Here is a 15,768-nt window from a genome sequence, read left to right as displayed (position 1 = left end):
CCGCTCTTTTTTCAGCTATATCAATACAAACCATACTTAAACTAAAAGCTAACACTAAAAGAAAACCAATGATCGTAATCATAAAAAATCCCCCTATTCGTGTAATGATTCAATATAAGCCTGTAACTTTCTTTGCTCCGTTCTTGTTAATTCATTAATTGACATCATAAAGAAAGAATTACGTCCCACTTTAACTTTCCTGTCATCGCTGAACTGTTGTCTTCTTTCCCAATGCATACAATCATAAGGTAGTAGAATATAACCCATTTTCCCCGCCATATCTTCCGCCAGTTGCAATTGTTTAAAGAAAATATATTTGTTGTACATCTTTGCTAACTTTTGCGCTGGCATGCTTGGATTAAGGTATAAAAGACTTTGTGGGTCTTTATCTCCATATTTTGTCGGTGGTATCAATGAGTATGTATTCATATATCTTCTTCTCCCTTAAATGGTCATTTTTTCTTTATCAAACACTTTTTCCAGAGCGATTGTAGTTGTTTCTTTCTTTTTGCGTTTTTCTTTACCTCTTGCTCTATCGTGTATCATTTCAAGCTTTTCGAAAAATTCATCACTTGCTTTTTCCGTTGTTGGTAAAGGGAATCCCTTAACCATTTGGTGCGTATCGTACAATTCCAAATCGAATATTTTCTTTGCTCGGCTCATTGGTAAGAACGCTTTATTGAGTAATGTTCCTTCCTGGTAATCCGTAAATCTAATATGAAATCCTTTCGGCGTTTTCCTTACATCAACCAGGACTTCTACAATTTGTCTGATACGGCTATCAACGTTAGAAATATTAGGCGAACAATACATTTGAACGCTTCTCATCTTCCCTGTATAAATCATTACTTCTGTAGCAATACTTTGCCCATGCTTCGACCATTTACGGTTACTAAAAGCCATGTGAGCCTCGTCCCAACAACAAATACTTCCCTGGGCTTCGGCTACCTCGTACCAATCTGTGTAATGATCCATAGGCTTCGAATCTAACAACTGATAATTTGAAAACAACTGTATCTCTCCGCCCATTTCTTCAACTTTCATCTTCCAGTAATGGGCAAGTAATGACATAAGCAACGTTTTACCTTGTCTTAAAGGCGCTTGTATGAATATGTGAAATGCCATTACCTTCTCATTCCTTTCTCCGCCATGACGATAGGTTTTGGAGGTTTTGGGATTAATGCTTCAATCGTTTGAATGTAGTATTGTGGGTCTGCTACTGCAATTTTGCTTTCCATAATGAACTTAATAACATCTTTATATGGATTCTCTTCACCATGTATATATGTATTCTCACCAAGCTTTTGAAGGAGAATGAGCGCTCTTACTTGTGGCTCTTGTAACTCCTGAGCTTTCTCTTTCATGACTTCGACGACTTGTTTTATATCAGATACATGTTCTACGTTTGGGAACAAATTATCTCCTATTGCCTGTTGTAACTTCTCGGCATTTGTTACTGGATTTGACACCTCTCATTCTCCTCTCTACTTGTCTGATTTTTGATATGACTGTGTAGGTACTTCTTGATGTTGAGCCTTTCCATTCGAGCAACTAACCGCACCAAATACAATGAATGAAATAACAATTATGATCATTAAACCAATCTTAGTGAAATCTACTGGCGATTCCGGAGGTTTTGGTTTGAAGTTCGTTATTTTTGATAAAACAATGCTTTTTTCTAATTGCGCTAATCTTTTTGTTTCCATAATTGATTGAGTTGGCGCTCGATAAAAGAAATTACGACCCGAAGAACTGTTTGTAACCACACAATCCTCAACAGGGACTACATATTCACCGATAACCATTAATTTATCTTCTTCAATCACATTAATTCTTTTAATATCAGATGTTTTCTTTTCATCATCAAAGACAATTAATACATCGTTCGTTCGAGGTTCAAAATCTTCCTCTCTCATTTTCTGCCTACTAAATTTACTTAACATCCCCATTGTTTACACCTACCCTATTACGTCTCTTTGTTGTTTGTTTTTTGGTTTCCTGTTATAAATCTTCAATCCGATTAACACCGCTGTAACAAGCCCTAAGCCTGCTGATAAGCTAATTGCATACATGTATAGAACTGCATCTACCACCATTTCACGCCCTCCTTGGCACTGTAATAAAGCCTCATAATTGACCTAAATATGATTAATCCACCTAGTAAAGTGGCTGATAATAAAGCTGATACAATAACACCTTGCCATGCTCCAGGTAAGTCTCCAAAAACAGAGAAATACTTCCCTATGTCGATTCCCTGTGAAGCAATTTGATTAATCGTTCTTAATTTTTCTAAAGCAAGATCCATAAAGCTATGAAAAGGATTAAATATGGAATCAACAAAGCTTCTTAATTTCCCTTTTAGCTCTGAAAAAGTAAAATCTTTCATATCCATAAATTAATCCCCTCCTACTCTTATTGATGAAATATATTTAATGGCTGCAATGACTGTTGTGTACCAAATAATGAACATTAATATCGTCGCAACTGCATTTAACTGGAATGGCCCTAACATGGCAAATAACTTGCCCATTGTTTCAGAATAACCATGACCACCCGAACCTCTAGGTGTGTAATTAAAGCTTGCTAACGTTCTTCCGAACCCGACAATAAGTGACCATAATAATTTCATGGTTTCAAATATTATTAAGAATAGCTTTACTACTAATACACCAATCTGATAGAGGAAATAGAGAAATGCATCTATTACGGCGAAAATCACACCTACAATCATTTTGAGGAAATTAATAACAGGCTCAAAAATTTTATATAGTAACTTGCCTAGCCACTTGATAACGTCCCATAGGACACCGAATAACTTTTTAAATGCATCTCCTATTAATCCCATTCAATCACCCTTTAGAAATAAAACTGGATTGAATCAATTGAATAATCTTGTCGGCAAAGATAAATACCGCTAACAAGAAAATCACTGGAGCGATAATTAACATTAATTTCGAAAAAACAAGAGAGACAATCGAATCTAACAAAAACGAATTACTCACTTTTCATCTCTCCCTTTCTTATTTTGAATAGAGTTATATAAAAACGTAATAAATGGTTTATAAAATTTAAATGCTAATCCTAATAATATTAACGGTCCAACAATCAACAGGAACGCTATAGCAACGCCTACAACATCCTTCGGATTAAATGGCATCTTTACATCGTATTCGACTTCTAAAGCGTCAGAAGAAGGCTTCTCTTCCTTCACCTTACTCTTCTCACCTTCGGCGTTTTCCTTATTAACCGCACTTATTTGCACTTTATATGACTTACCATTTTCTAAACTTTTAACAATCAATTTATTAGATTTTAATGGTTTATCATTAACTTTTTTTCCATCAATATAAACGTTATAACCCTCTAAATCAGCTGATTTTACATCATCCCATGCTATAACCATCTTTCCGTTTTGAGGTGTTAAAAACACATTTTCTGGTGGTTTAATCAACGGCATAGGTTCTTTTGGTTTTGGTTTTGTCTTAATAACTTTTTCTATACCTTCTGACGCTTTATCGCCATACATAGCAACAAACTTATACTTATAAGATTTATCAGGTTCTAAATTCTTAGAAACAACTTCGGTTTCATTAGACTTCAAAAAAAATCTTTCTTCACCTTCAAAATAAACCTTAACACCTGTAAATCTAGAATTCTTAGGATTATCCCAAGTGAATTTAACCTTATCTACCTCTGGAATAGCATTTAAATTTGAAATATCCTCAAACGTTTCATATCCATCCGCACCATCCGGAACATAAATAATCAATTCCTTTATAACAACATTAACACCAGTGTGATTTAAAATAGTAACAGTATCGTAACTATTACCTAATACTTCTACAACAAATTCACCCTTATCTTTATCACCTAAATAATTACCAAAATTATAAGTAGCAACCCACGAATTACCTCTAGATAATTCCATATAAAGAAGTTTCTTTTTAACTCCAGGAGGTAATTCAACATAAAATTTATGCCTAACACGTTGCCCTTTAATAGGTTTATCCAATTTAATTGTAGAACCATATTCAGTAACAACACTTATATCTTTAAATTGTTTTAATACATTCTTAGAAGTAGGTGTAACCTCTTCAGCACTAGCGAAACTAGGAAGAGCAAAACAAAATACCATTGCTAATGAAAATAAAAAACCGCATTTTTTAAATTTCAAAACTTCACCTCCTTTTTATTTCTTCTTTTGTATGGAATTGTATAAGAAAGTAATAATAGGTTTATGGAATCTTATTGCTAATCCTAATAGTATTAATGGACCAACAATCAATAGAAACGCCATAACAACTCCTAAAACGTCTTTTGGGTCAAATGGCATCTTCACATCATATTCAACCTCTAATGCATCAGAAGAAGGTTTCTCCGAAACCTCTTTACTTTTTTCTCCCTCTACATCATTTTTATTAACTGCACTTACCTGCACTTTATAAGACTTATCGTTCTCTAAATTTTTTACGATCAATTTATTAGAAGTTAAAGGCTTATCATTAATTTTCTTTCCGTCTATATAGACGTTATATCCTTGTAAATAAGGTGATTTTACATCGTCCCAGGTTATAACAATCTTTTTATCTTGTGGCGTTATATATACGTTTTCTGGCGGTTTAATAACAGGCATTTTAGTTTCTATCTTTTTATTTATGGTTTCAGATTCTAAAATAGTTCCGTCTTTTTCGTATGTAGAAATAAACTTGAAATCATACTCTTGACCAGCTTCTAAATTTGAGACTGTATAACTACTTTCGCCCGGGTCAACTGTTGCAATTAAATTTGAACCTTTATAAATTTTTACTCCTTTGAAAGTTGAGTCAATAGGATTTGACCAACTAAAATTCGCATCGTTATCATTAGCTACGCCCTTTAAGTTAGTAATAGACGGTCTATATACAGAACCAAATATTTTTAGATCATAGAGAGTTGCACCACCATTCAAACGAATATACCTCACGTTTTTAACGGTAAAATTATCTTTATATTCAAGTACATCACTTTTCGCCGACGAACCAACATCGAATTTCCTAGTACTATAAAGTTCCTTTTTCTCAGAATCATAAAAAATAAGATTAAACTTAACGCCATTATAAAGATTCTTTTTCGCTAAAATCCTTAAACTAGATAGGTCGTAATTCGTTCCTAAATCTGCAAAACTCGGAGAAGGCATAACATAAGAAGTAGAATCACTTTCATCATTAATCTTGTAACTATGCCTAGGTTCTATATGGTTTATAAAATCAAATTCTTTATAGATTTTTTTATTAGCAAAAACATTTGTATCATCCGCTTTGGTTAAAACAGAGAAAGAAAACATGCTAGATAACATAAATGAAAAGATAAAAATACACTTCTTAAAAGACAATGTATTACCTCCTTTCTTCTAGGTTGATGAAGCGATTTAAGAGCATTTAGATTCCATATTGACGAATAATCCCTTTGTTGATTTGAAGTATTCCCGCATGGATTCAAGTTTCTTAGATTCTTCTTCTGTTAAAGAATGTTTTTTCTCTAATTCTGTTGTGAAATCTGCGAAGGAATCATTTAATACCTGTAAACTTTGAAAATATTTTTTTAGATCTCTTTTTTTTATTGTCTTCAATGAAATCACTCCTTAATCGGGACTCTTTTTATAATCGACCATTGGTGGAAGGTTCGTCCCTCCTGGTTTCGGCGGATTCCCTCCCCCGCCAGGTTTTGGTGGATTCCCTCCGTCTCCGCCAGGTTTTGGTGGGTTTCCGTCATTTCCGCCAGGCTTCGGCGGATTCCCTCCGTTATCCCCTGGTTTCGGTGGCTTCGCATCATTTCCGCCTGGTTTTGGCGGCTTATCGTCATTCCCACCTGGTTTCGGTGGTTTGTCATCGTTTCCGCTCGGCTTAGGTGGTTTGTCGTTATCCTTGTTTGGTTTAGGAGGTTTTGGTGGTTCTTCCTTACCTTTATCTTTCGGTGTCGGCAAATCCCCTGTTGGCTCTTTGGGTTTGTCTTGTGTCCAACCCGATTTCTCGGTTTCGCCAGGCTTCGGCAATTCCTTCGGTGTATCGGGTAAATTGTCCAATGGATTCCCTATATTAAAGCCACCTGAATCGTCTTTTTTCTCTTCTATTGGCTTCGCTTCTTTCTTTATGTCATCAGCCGTGAATCCCGAATCCTTTAAATCAGGATTATCTTTTATATCGGGCATATGATTTTCTAATCCTCCTGTATCAATGCCAGGCATATCAGGTATTGGTGGAGGACTTGGTGGGTCGGGTGTCTTCCCTATTACTTCAGACATCTTATTCCCGATTTTATCCGCAAAAACATCCGATACCTTGTCCCAATCAGGAGGTGGTGGAATCTTTTTTTCTACTTCATCAAGCTTACTTAACAGTTTTTTAAAATAATCCTCTGGATCATAAGGAGGTTTGTTATTTCCTCCGTTATCTTCTTTTTCTTCTTCCTTTGGCTCTTCGATATCTCCAGAACCATGTGGTTTATCGGGTAATTTTTCATTTGTACAAATCCCATCGTTTTTACCGTCATAATCACGGAAGTCATCAGGATTTACAGCTTCTTCGGGTAGCTCGTAGTATTTAGCTCCCGCTCCCCAATACTGCGTTACTCCCCCGCCTTGTGCATTCTGTGGAAACCCTTTTGCTTTAAAACGTACATATCCCTTAACTTTACCGTTCGCAAAAATATAAAAAGCGTACGTTCCATTTTCTTTAATGTTAATGTCAAATTTGTTTTCTTTTTGTGAAGGTCTAACCCACTTGGTTAATCCAAAATTGAAAGAACAGTCATTCACAAGCATTAATTCCGATAATTGAAAAGTCACTACATCTTTAGCGTCAGTAACTTTTAATGATAGGCTGATTCCTTTGTTATCCACTGTAACCCCTTTACTTCCTAGCAACTGAATAGATGGGCCATCAGCGAACACTGACCTCATATTTACAAATGGCATGAGGAATACCATAAAACACATTAATGTTTTGAGTACCGTATGCTTTTTTATCATTTAAAAAACCTCACGTTTTTTGTAAAAAAAAGAGACAATAAAACGTCTCTCTTTTATGAGTTTTTTCCGCCAGTACGGAATGAGTTAAGGAATAGAGAAATGAATTTAGGTGCAATTTTAAACGCAAGCCCTAAGATAACGAATCCTGCAACGATACCTACTAAAGCCATTGAACCTGTAACAACGTCTCCAACCGAGAATGGTAATTTTACTCCTGTTAAATCAAGCATAATATGAATACCTCCAGTATTTTTTATATTTCACTAGCAAAAAAATCGCTAGGGAATGTCAGTCATAATAACGAACTTCATAGTCGTCTTTTTCATCTTCTTGATCGTCGTGATTTTTTACGAAAATGTTCTTTATAATATCGATAGTTTTTTCAACGGCTGGGAAACACATTGCAATCATTATCCCTGGTGCAATCAAGAATAAAATCCACTTCATGATTTTCCAAAAGTAAGCTAAATTATCCCCACTAAGAAAGGCTTGATATGGTGGCATATCCATAATTAACTACTCCCTTTCGATTTAACGGCTCTAATGATTACCTCTAATAATTTCCCTACTGCATAAATAGAAACCATAATCACGGCGAATGGTGCTGCTAGTTTCAATAAGAAACCAAAGTTACCCCAAAAAAAATCAAAATCAAAAGCACTACTCATATTGCCCACAATATATTTCGCTCCTTTCTATTCCTTTGTCCTTTGATATACACCGAGTGCCGTAAATACTAATGAATAAGAAACAAAGAATGAAAGAATTGCAAGCATCACTTCTACATTACCGAAAACCGTCTTTAGTGCTTGAAATACAAGTCCTCCTAATCCCATTTATTTCTCCTCCAGTTCAACATAGAATTCATTAATATCATTGCAATAGGATAGATGGAGAAACACGCTACAAAGAATATGAGATAGATATAAAAGACATCTTTCGGCGTTCCAAATATGACATCGTACATATTAAAATCTCCTTGTGAAATTGTTATAGATCATAACAAACAAAATGCATGTAAGAAGAATAATCGTTATAATGTCACCCAATGTAATTGAATGAGAAACAACGAGCGTACCGCCATCAGTTGGGATAAGTGTTTCATTCATTTGTTATTCACCTCTTTTAAAGAAATAAAAAAGGGACAAGTATACTCTTTCAATAAGAAAGACACACTTGTCCCTTGTTACACATACATCTATAAATACAAATATACAATTCCCTAAAGAATGTGTATAATAGCACATATAGTTGATGTGAGCTTCGGCTCGGTTTTGAAGTATGTCCAGTACTTCTTAGCCCTTACTCGGTGTTGGTAGCACCTTGTAGGACTCAGCTATTTTTTTTATGGAATAAAATTGACTCGAAATATATCTGTTCCTTATATTAATCATTTTCAGTTTGGAAAGGAAGTACCAAAATTATTTAGGTATATATTAAGATTGATGAATTTTCATTTTTCCCAAAAACTTTTTTTCGGTTTTCTCTTAATTAATTTTATAACTATACACGCTATATATTTAACACCCCAAAAACCCCAGTATCTACCGTACCCACCAAAATACTAAAGTGTGCGCATGAATTTTTTTAGTTATATATATAACGATAAAATACCGCACGTTTTACTGTAATATTTTTACATTTAAAGATAAATAAAAAAGACCGGATTTTTCGTCCGATCTAATTGCTTTTTATATCTTTTGAACTACAAAAAAAGTCACCTTATACCTCTTCTATATGATGTCTTTCTAAGGTGAAAAACTTTTTCTTTTTGAACTTTTAATTCCTTTTCTTGCTCTCTTTCTTTTGAAAACTCCCCACTTATAAAATAGAATAATAATTCCAAAATATGATAAAGTATCAAAAGTAAAATCAACGTACAACCAACCGTCATTATAATTTCACTGTAATTCATATTAATCTCCCCCTCCACCATCAAAACTAGAAGCGTTATCACAGTTAGAAGAACCATCGTAACTAGAACAACTATCATTACTACTATTTGTATCTGAAAACAAGCTACCTACGGCTACGCCTGTAACAAAAGGTAAAACATCATCATCAGAATATGTACTTCTTTTTTCTCCCACCTGTCTGAAACTATTAGAATTTCTTCTAGAAGTTCTAACAACATTTGTTTCATCACTAGAAAATTCAATGTGTTCCTTAGTTAAAGTTATCTTACCAGAAGAAACTTTATTATCTTTTAAATAATCAACACTTTTATCTATATCCCTGCTAGAAAGACTTGCATAATCACCAACTAACATTCTATGAATAATTTTTATTAAAAGGAAAACAGTCCAAAAACCAACTATACAAGCCATAAAAGGGATAAACAAAGAATCCATAATTGAATTTACAATAAAATGTGAATCCATCAAAAAACCTCCTCTTTAAATTCGTTTTTAATTACATATGGATAATACAATTTTCGAAAAAAACTATGATGCCGTTCGGGTTTGAATTGCTTCTAACACTTTATTTTTCCACTTGATTACATCTTCTTTTGAAATACCTAAATCTATTAATTCTTTTGGGATAAAACTGTTATCTAGCATCCATAAAGATAATCTTTCTAATGCTACATTTTCATTTCCAAAGTTATAGCAATGTTCATATCCTTTTTGATTAGTTTGTGTTTTACCTGTATATTTCCCTAAATAGTAATATCTTCTCTTACCTGCTTTCACACTTGTTAAAAACGCCACAAACGGCACCTCCTGTATTTTTTCTCGAAAATATATACAAACATGTATTCGCGCACCGATAAACCTGTTCGTATTAAATTAAAAAAAAGAAAGAAAATGATTAGTCTTTTTTTAAATTCTTGTTGTAATAATCCATGATGATTTTGCTTGCTATTTCATTCTTATTCCCTTGTTCTTCTAACGCCCAAATTACTTTTTTAGGCACTTTTACAAATATCGTGTCTATTTTATCTTCTAATGGTTTTCTAGGTCTCGGCAATCTCTAAATCCTCTTTATCCTTTTATTATCATCCTCTTTTCTTTTTTATTTTTTCTTTTTTCAACAGTATAGCAAATGAACAATTTACAATTGTTGTTTTTCTAAAGAAATTTTTTCTTCGAGTTCTTTTTGTTCGGCATGATATCTTTTCCAATATCTTTTACTAGCATCTCTTTCTAAGAAATAAGCGATAATCATTCGTAAAATAAATACCACATTACCCAAAATTAAAACGATAGTTAATGGTAATGGTAATGAACTAAAAATTTCTTTGGAATATTCAATAACACGAAAAAATGAAAATCCATCCATAAAACCACATCAATTCCTTATTACCTATATTTTTTTATGAAATCTTCTACGGCAAGTTCTACGATCAATGATTTTTTCTTCGTTAGATTTTTCTCTGCTATAAAATCATCAAACATATTTTGAGTATTTGTGTTCAAGAAAATGTTATTTCTTTCATTTCCTGTTTCTCTCTCACCTATACGATCATATAGCCCTTTTTCTGCTTTGATATCAACTTGTTTGAAATTGCTTATCATTTCTTTAATAATTTCTATTTCTTCATTTGAAAAAGGATTACTTGTCATTAAATTGTTATAAGGTTGTTCTTTTGATGTTGTTTCAACGTTCTTAACTTGTTCTTCTTTTGTTGTTTGATTGTTCAAAAGTTGTTCACCATTTCCTTTTACCCAATGTTTATTTATTGCAACATAACCTGCTTTTTTTAGCTTAGTGCGAACTGTTGAATCGCTTATACCTAATTGTCTAGCAACATCTTTCATCAATACGCCTTTATCTAACTGGTTTATAACCCATTTTGCATCCATTACCTTACACCTCCATATCGATAAATTCAAATTTAATAATTATATACTAATTATACCATGTAAACAACTACCAAACAACAAATAAACAACAATATTACAAGTTTTTAACAACTACATAAAGACAACTAAAACCGTTTTCCAACACTTTAACAACAACTTAACAACTACAAAAAGTATTAAAAGGGGTAGAACCATTTATTCTGATTAAATCTTCAAATGAACAATATAATACAAAAAATAATAAAGAGGTGATTTGATATGAAAACATTTTTAATTACATTTGTAGCTACTTGTTTAGCTAATATTGTGAGTCACTACATAATTTCTGTTTTATAGAAAATAGAATAATAATGTTCCGCTGCGCTTCACGTCTAAAGGGATTCTTAGGTGCTAGCCTTCTAATACCCTTTAGACCTTTGCGATAGCAAAGAAATAAACTAAAGTGTAGTTTTAGTGCAGTTTTCAATTCCTCTTCAACCCTTGTTATATCAACGTTTCCAATCATTTGGTGAAGAAAGTGCAGTTTTTTTCAAGTTATTTTTATAAATACTTAATTTATGGTTATTTTTCCCTTTTTTATTTGTTTTTTTTATTGACTTAAAATTTTCTGCACTTTCTTCACTAATTATCTACAAACCCTTTTATATCAAGGTTTTAACAGGTTTTATATTCTGCACTAAAACTGCACTTTGAAAATAGTTTCTGCACTTGTAATCCATTGGTACTTCTAGGTTTATAGGTTGTGGTGAAGAAAGTGGTGTAGTTTCTGCACTTTCTTCACTTTTAAAATAATCCTCAAAAAAAAGTACTTGTCCTATCTAGGATCAAGTACTTCTAAATTTTTATATACCATGCCTTTATTTGTTTTTTTAGGTTCTCCTACAACAGTTTCAAATTTCTCTTTGAAATTATTTCTATTAAACTGTTCGTAGCCATTTTCAATACAAAAATCTTTATATGCATCAAACGTTTTTTTAGCTCCCCAATCACTATCTGAACTTAGTACACAACATTCATCAATGAATTTCATTACACTATTAGAATTAGAAATCCATTTTTCTTTTAGTTCTTTACTTGCATCGGGTATAGTCCATTCATCTTTTTCTAATACGCCAGTAAACATATTTATCGCACAAGTTATAAGAATTTCTATTTCTTCTTCATATGATTGTATTAATTCCTCTACTTCATCGTAATCAGGTTTGTATGGCATATTTATAAAGTTCATACGTGATGTGATTGCTTCTGTATCATCTTTAAATTTAGGTAGTTTATTTGCTGAAAATACAAGCCTTGCTCTATTAAGAAAGTCGAAACTGTTTTCTCCTTTAAACTCTACACGTACTACATCATCACCTGTTAAAGCTTTAAAATCTCCTGATTCATTAAAATAACTAGCATCAATATCACCGCAAAAATTTAGTGCTTTATTCATTAAAGATACACGAGAGAATTTATCATCTATTAAACTTTTCAATGAAGTTGATGATGTATTATCTTTTCCTATGATCTTATTTAACATTTTTCCAATAACGGATTTTCCGTTTTTTCCGCTACCGACCATAATGAAAATTCCGCGTGGGTTTTGACGTTTATAAAATAAGCTTCCTATCATTTCTAATAAAAGTATTTTTTCTTGTTCATCCATTAATGGTGATAGCTTTTCTAATGTTTTTTCGGGTACTATGAATTTTTCCCATGCTTCTTGATTGAAGTTATGAGGTATTTTTATTGTTGAATAATCATCTTTGTTAAAGCCTTCTATAAAATGTCCTCTTTCGCCTTTAGCTTTAGGGAAATAAAATGTACCATTTTTAAATGTTACGGCTCTATGATTGTTATTAAATGAAATCTCTCTGTTCTCATATATTTTATCTTTAATAAGTTCAAGAGTTTCATTTCTTATATTTCTATTAAATGCTTCTGATAGTTTATTTGTTATGATCTGTTTTAATCTATTAGTTGCTCTATCTTCCCAAACGCCTAATTCTTTGTTAAATAAAGCTAATGTTTCACCATTATTAAGTATTGGATATTCCTGCATTATTACTTGGGATAGTCTGTATACATCTATGTCGTAAGTGATTTTTCCATGTTTAGAAAAATTTATAGACATATAGTCATTTTTTTCATCTTGATTTTGAGTTTGCATTTCATTTATACTATTAATAGAATGTTTTGAGATAGATGATTTATCAAAAGTTTGGGGGCTAACCTCTTTTGATGAGTCATCTTTTTTTATGCCGTTTACAACGGTGAATATTTTTTTATCTGAAGTGCTTTTCATACTTTTTTATTCCTCCTAAGTAATATTTCATAACTTCATATTTTGCATGTGTATCATCAGATAGTAGAATATCAATTTCGTATTCTAAAACTGGTAACTTATGATATATGAAGTGAAACAATTCTGTTTCGGTTGTGAATTCGAATTGTTTTAAAGTATCTTTGAAGAATCTTTCTCGATTGAGTAATAATTGCAACAAATGATTTTCTAAATACTTTATTTCTTGCATCTTTTTATGTATGGCTTTTTGTTTAGCTATTTCTTTTTGCATGTTTTTGTTATTTAGATTTACATCTAATTTTAATTCTTTTAAAAGAAAAGACTCTGCTTGTTTGTGTGTCCATCCATGCAATAGCATCAAACCTGAAAATTGGTCTATTGGTCTTCTGTTCCCGCATCCTGCAAAACAATAACAATTGTTATCCGATACGTTTACAATCATGCTATCTTTATCATCAGCATGAAATGGACACTTGCACATGTGATTTTTCCCTCGTTTTTTTACTGTTACTCCACAATAGCTTTCTAAAAAATTTATGATTGGAAGTTTGCTTTTTATTAGATCGCTTTTTTGCATTTCTTTACACTTCTTTATCGTTACTTATAAGTTTTATGTGTTTTGCTAGACTGTGCCCTCTTTGGTAGAAAACATCAATTAAGCCTTTGCTTTCTAAACCTTTTAACGCTCTGTTAACACTTGATTGAGATATGTTACAACTTTTTATAATTTCTTCGTGTTTGATTTCAGTATGTCTTTTTCCGCAACCTCTATGTTGAAGGTAAAGTAAAACTAATTTTTCGGTTGAAGTTGTATGTTCTACTTTGAAAATTTCTTTTACTGTCAATTGGTTATCCTCCTATCAAAAAATGCTATGTTTCAACTTTATCAGACAAATATTAACCTGTCAAATTGAAAAGTAAGTTGATTTTAATAGAATTAGAACGAACCCTTTAATATCAATGGTTTGTAATAGGTTTTTTATTCATTTTAGATTTGTTTGTTTTGAGTTTCCCCATGCTTCCTTATGCTTCGTTTTATTTTTTGCAAAGAATATTTATTTTTCCTTCTAAATCAGCAAGGAAATACAATCCTCGTTATTTTGAGAGTGTATTTTCATATTCTTTTATGATTTTGTAGAATGATGTTTTTTTTAGATTTAACATTTTGCTAAATTCCACACCTTTGATTTCTTCGCTTTTCCAACGATCATAATTATCTTTTAAAATCTTTTGTTGTTCTTTAGATAAGGTTTCTAGTTTTATAACTGGACGCCCGAATCTTTGTCCTTTCCTTTTGGCTTCTGCAATTCCTTCGGCTTGTCGTTGTTTGATTTTATTTCTTTCTTGTTCGGCTACATAAGAAAGTAATGATAAAAATTGGTCTTCCATTAACTTACCCATGTCTCCCATATCTTTGAATTTTCTACTATCAAACAACGTCTCGTTGTCTAAAACTACAATGTCGGCTTTTAGTTCTCTAGTTATATACTTCCATTCCGTTATGATGCCGTCATAATTTCGTCCTAAACGGTCTAAAGAATCTATGTGTAATAAATCTCCTTCTCGGATTATCTTCTTCATAGATTGGTAGCTAGGACGGTCAAAGTTCTTCCCGCTTTCTTTGTCTATGAAAATGAATCGGTCCTCTATTTGTAAATCTTTCATTTTCTTTAATTGTCGTTCAATATTTTGGTCTTTTGCTGAAACTCTTATGTACCCAATATTCATTTTGTTCCCACCTTTGTAATTGATAAAATGCCATCCATAGAATCCCTTTAGACGTGTAGCGATAGCGGAACATGTTTTTATTATAACAATAGCGTTCGTAAAAGTCTGTAATAAGTTATGGACGTTCAAAACTTAATGTACACACTTTTGCGAACGCAAAAATGATATTCTGTTTTCATTTCGTAAAAGTATACTTTTTTAAACTACTTTCTTTTTAATATCATGCAAAAAATAAGTAAAAAAGTAACAACATAAACTATCGGAAATATACTTCCTAAAAAAACTAGAATTTTTTCAAGCATAAAATCACTTATCCTTTTCATTATTCTTGTTATATATTGTAGCGAAACCAAATAAAGCAATAACCAATATTATAAGAGGAGCAAACTTCCCAACATAATTTAAAAAATCGTGAAGAACTCCCCAATACAACGTAAACCCATCCATTTTTTCACCTCATAAAATAAATTCTTCTTCTTTATCCCGTTCTAGATATTCCTGGTATCTCTTTCTAACTTTTCGATTCCTATAAAAAGATAGAGAAATAAAAACTATGATCATATTCATTGCTAAAATTTCAGTTGTATTTACTAGATTCAAGTAATCCCAAATCGTTAACATTTCTTTAACTTCCTTGCTACATTAACGATTAAATCATAGATTTCAAAAGTTAAAATTATGATGGCTGCTATTCCGATAAAGAGCATTCTTGTGACTTCCCTTCTAAAAATCTCTTTTGCACCTGGATCATAATTTTAGGTAAACCAAAAGCAAGAATGTATCCAATAGCGAAATATAAAACTAATCCATAAAACACCCCTACACCTCCTCTACATGCTGAATTCTAGAAAGATAGCTACAATACCAATAATCGTTAAAAATCCCAAGATATTAAGTCCTGTTGTCTTTAAAGCTTCCTTTAGCAAAGAATCACCCTTTCA

The 15,768-nt window shown here is 32.3% G+C and carries 28 protein-coding genes; all 28 read right to left on the bottom strand.

Going from position 1 to position 15,768, the window contains the following annotated elements:
• Positions 1–93 precede the first annotated feature (93 nt).
• Positions 94–429: a hypothetical protein gene (locus AC0OM3_RS07835; RefSeq protein WP_474211322.1), complete on the bottom strand. Its 336-nt coding sequence runs from the start codon at positions 427–429 to the stop codon at positions 94–96.
• A 15-nt stretch (positions 430–444) separates the two neighbouring features.
• Positions 445–1,125, bottom strand: a complete 681-nt coding sequence (locus AC0OM3_RS07830) for a zonular occludens toxin domain-containing protein (RefSeq protein ID WP_474211320.1) — start codon at positions 1,123–1,125, stop codon at positions 445–447.
• Positions 1,125–1,469 carry a hypothetical protein gene (locus AC0OM3_RS07825; RefSeq protein WP_234105433.1) on the bottom strand — a complete coding sequence of 115 codons (345 nt, stop codon included), beginning with the start codon at positions 1,467–1,469 and terminating at the stop codon, positions 1,125–1,127. The genes AC0OM3_RS07830 and AC0OM3_RS07825 overlap by 1 nt, the downstream gene beginning before the upstream one ends.
• A gap of 15 nt (positions 1,470–1,484) precedes the next feature.
• On the bottom strand, positions 1,485–1,949 hold the full coding sequence (locus AC0OM3_RS07820) for a hypothetical protein (protein WP_200730821.1): 465 nt from the start codon (positions 1,947–1,949) through the stop codon (positions 1,485–1,487).
• Between the two features lie 9 nt (positions 1,950–1,958).
• A complete protein-coding gene (locus tag AC0OM3_RS07815; RefSeq protein WP_179192213.1) occupies positions 1,959–2,096 on the bottom strand; it encodes a hypothetical protein in 138 nt (45 codons plus the stop codon).
• Positions 2,087–2,392, bottom strand: a complete 306-nt coding sequence (locus tag AC0OM3_RS07810; protein ID WP_474211318.1) for a hypothetical protein — start codon at positions 2,390–2,392, stop codon at positions 2,087–2,089. The genes AC0OM3_RS07815 and AC0OM3_RS07810 overlap by 10 nt, the downstream gene beginning before the upstream one ends.
• 3 nt (positions 2,393–2,395) lie before the next feature.
• Positions 2,396–2,845, bottom strand: a complete 450-nt coding sequence (locus tag AC0OM3_RS07805) for a hypothetical protein (protein WP_474211315.1) — start codon at positions 2,843–2,845, stop codon at positions 2,396–2,398.
• A gap of 4 nt (positions 2,846–2,849) precedes the next feature.
• A complete protein-coding gene (locus AC0OM3_RS07800) occupies positions 2,850–3,002 on the bottom strand; it encodes a hypothetical protein (RefSeq protein WP_200730823.1) in 153 nt (50 codons plus the stop codon).
• Positions 2,999–4,174: a fibronectin type III domain-containing protein gene (locus tag AC0OM3_RS07795; RefSeq protein WP_474211313.1), complete on the bottom strand. Its 1,176-nt coding sequence runs from the start codon at positions 4,172–4,174 to the stop codon at positions 2,999–3,001. Before AC0OM3_RS07795 ends, AC0OM3_RS07800 begins: the two co-directional genes overlap by 4 nt.
• 15 nt (positions 4,175–4,189) lie before the next feature.
• The gene (locus AC0OM3_RS07790) at positions 4,190–5,371 is read right to left on the bottom strand and encodes a fibronectin type III domain-containing protein (RefSeq protein WP_474211311.1); all 1,182 of its coding nucleotides are present in this window, start codon (positions 5,369–5,371) and stop codon (positions 4,190–4,192) included.
• 36 nt (positions 5,372–5,407) lie between these two features.
• Positions 5,408–5,608 carry a hypothetical protein gene (locus tag AC0OM3_RS07785; RefSeq protein WP_136800507.1) on the bottom strand — a complete coding sequence of 67 codons (201 nt, stop codon included), beginning with the start codon at positions 5,606–5,608 and terminating at the stop codon, positions 5,408–5,410.
• Positions 5,609–5,620: 12 nt separating this feature from the next.
• Positions 5,621–6,964: a hypothetical protein gene (locus tag AC0OM3_RS07780; RefSeq protein ID WP_474211324.1), complete on the bottom strand. Its 1,344-nt coding sequence runs from the start codon at positions 6,962–6,964 to the stop codon at positions 5,621–5,623.
• Between the two features lie 95 nt (positions 6,965–7,059).
• Entirely contained in the window at positions 7,060–7,236 is a 177-nt protein-coding gene (locus AC0OM3_RS07775) for a hypothetical protein (RefSeq protein ID WP_190322740.1), read from the bottom strand.
• Between the two features lie 58 nt (positions 7,237–7,294).
• On the bottom strand, positions 7,295–7,516 hold the full coding sequence (locus AC0OM3_RS07770) for a hypothetical protein (RefSeq protein WP_474211308.1): 222 nt from the start codon (positions 7,514–7,516) through the stop codon (positions 7,295–7,297).
• A gap of 2 nt (positions 7,517–7,518) precedes the next feature.
• On the bottom strand, positions 7,519–7,674 hold the full coding sequence (locus AC0OM3_RS07765; RefSeq protein WP_088053605.1) for a PTS ascorbate transporter subunit IIC: 156 nt from the start codon (positions 7,672–7,674) through the stop codon (positions 7,519–7,521).
• A 27-nt stretch (positions 7,675–7,701) separates the two neighbouring features.
• A complete protein-coding gene (locus AC0OM3_RS07760) occupies positions 7,702–7,842 on the bottom strand; it encodes a hypothetical protein (RefSeq protein ID WP_200730827.1) in 141 nt (46 codons plus the stop codon).
• A gap of 132 nt (positions 7,843–7,974) precedes the next feature.
• Positions 7,975–8,115, bottom strand: coding sequence for a hypothetical protein (locus AC0OM3_RS07755; protein ID WP_154642278.1), 141 nt, complete (start codon positions 8,113–8,115; stop codon positions 7,975–7,977).
• Between the two features lie 608 nt (positions 8,116–8,723).
• Entirely contained in the window at positions 8,724–8,921 is a 198-nt protein-coding gene (locus AC0OM3_RS07750; protein WP_474211302.1) for a hypothetical protein, read from the bottom strand.
• Between the two features lies 1 nt (position 8,922).
• Positions 8,923–9,387, bottom strand: coding sequence for a hypothetical protein (locus tag AC0OM3_RS07745; protein WP_474211299.1), 465 nt, complete (start codon positions 9,385–9,387; stop codon positions 8,923–8,925).
• Positions 9,388–9,450: 63 nt separating this feature from the next.
• On the bottom strand, positions 9,451–9,717 hold the full coding sequence (locus AC0OM3_RS07740; RefSeq protein WP_170956772.1) for a hypothetical protein: 267 nt from the start codon (positions 9,715–9,717) through the stop codon (positions 9,451–9,453).
• A 100-nt stretch (positions 9,718–9,817) separates the two neighbouring features.
• Entirely contained in the window at positions 9,818–9,976 is a 159-nt protein-coding gene (locus AC0OM3_RS07735) for a hypothetical protein (RefSeq protein ID WP_001137916.1), read from the bottom strand.
• An 84-nt stretch (positions 9,977–10,060) separates the two neighbouring features.
• Positions 10,061–10,288 (bottom strand): hypothetical protein, encoded by a 228-nt coding sequence (locus tag AC0OM3_RS07730; protein WP_474211297.1) that lies wholly within the window; start codon positions 10,286–10,288, stop codon positions 10,061–10,063.
• A 20-nt stretch (positions 10,289–10,308) separates the two neighbouring features.
• On the bottom strand, positions 10,309–10,812 hold the full coding sequence (locus AC0OM3_RS07725) for a hypothetical protein (protein ID WP_474211296.1): 504 nt from the start codon (positions 10,810–10,812) through the stop codon (positions 10,309–10,311).
• 814 nt (positions 10,813–11,626) lie between these two features.
• On the bottom strand, positions 11,627–13,099 hold the full coding sequence (locus AC0OM3_RS07720; RefSeq protein ID WP_474211294.1) for a DNA primase family protein: 1,473 nt from the start codon (positions 13,097–13,099) through the stop codon (positions 11,627–11,629).
• Positions 13,080–13,676 (bottom strand): CHC2 zinc finger domain-containing protein, encoded by a 597-nt coding sequence (locus AC0OM3_RS07715; protein WP_474211293.1) that lies wholly within the window; start codon positions 13,674–13,676, stop codon positions 13,080–13,082. Before AC0OM3_RS07715 ends, AC0OM3_RS07720 begins: the two co-directional genes overlap by 20 nt.
• Positions 13,677–13,680: 4 nt before the next feature.
• Entirely contained in the window at positions 13,681–13,944 is a 264-nt protein-coding gene (locus AC0OM3_RS07710) for a cyclic nucleotide-binding domain-containing protein (protein ID WP_069297334.1), read from the bottom strand.
• Positions 13,945–14,194: 250 nt separating this feature from the next.
• The gene (locus tag AC0OM3_RS07705; RefSeq protein ID WP_474211290.1) at positions 14,195–14,827 is read right to left on the bottom strand and encodes a recombinase family protein; all 633 of its coding nucleotides are present in this window, start codon (positions 14,825–14,827) and stop codon (positions 14,195–14,197) included.
• A gap of 688 nt (positions 14,828–15,515) precedes the next feature.
• The gene (locus tag AC0OM3_RS07700) at positions 15,516–15,644 is read right to left on the bottom strand and encodes a hypothetical protein (protein ID WP_263317032.1); all 129 of its coding nucleotides are present in this window, start codon (positions 15,642–15,644) and stop codon (positions 15,516–15,518) included.
• Positions 15,645–15,768 lie beyond the last annotated feature (124 nt).

It is taken from the genome of Bacillus sp. FAU20 (assembly GCF_056033865.1).
This window is presented reverse-complemented; position numbering and strand designations above follow the sequence as displayed.